Source organism: Micromonospora sp. CV4 (genome assembly GCF_003667455.1).
Taxonomy (GTDB): Bacteria; Actinomycetota; Actinomycetes; order Mycobacteriales; family Micromonosporaceae; genus Micromonospora.
In genome coordinates this window covers 1-401 of the sequence record NZ_RCVI01000100.1, presented here as the reverse complement: position 1 = coordinate 401, position 401 = coordinate 1, and the positions used below count along the sequence as shown (strand labels likewise).

The window sequence follows — 401 nt, the reverse complement described above, 5'->3', positions numbered from 1 at the left end:
CACCCCGGCGTACGGGCGGGGTCGTGACCGAGCGGAGCGACCGGGTCGGCGGAGTGAACGCGACCGGCTTCCTCCGGGTGCTGGCGGTGGACGACGAGCCGCCGGCCCTGGACGAGCTGGCGTATCACCTGCGGGCCGATCCCCGAGTGGCCCGGCTGCACACCGCGGGGGACGCCACGGAGGCCCTCCGGGTGCTCCGCGACGGGGACGTGGACGTGGTCTTCCTGGACATTCGGATGCCGGGCCTGGACGGGATGGAACTGGCCCGGGTGCTGCGCCGGTTCGCCCGGCCGCCGGCGATCGTCTTCGTCACCGCGTACGACGACGGCGCGGTGGACGCGTTCGACCTGGGCGCCACCGACTACGTCCGCAAGCCGGTCCGCGCCGAGCGGCTGGCCGAG

General features: G+C 75.1%; 1 protein-coding gene. It reads left to right on the top strand.

Annotated elements, in window-relative coordinates; genetic code table 11:
* Window positions 1–53: 53 nt before the first annotated feature.
* Window positions 54–401 (top strand): LytTR family DNA-binding domain-containing protein (locus tag EAD98_RS00855; protein ID WP_121652191.1); only part of this gene is annotated, 348 nt, incomplete at its 3' end.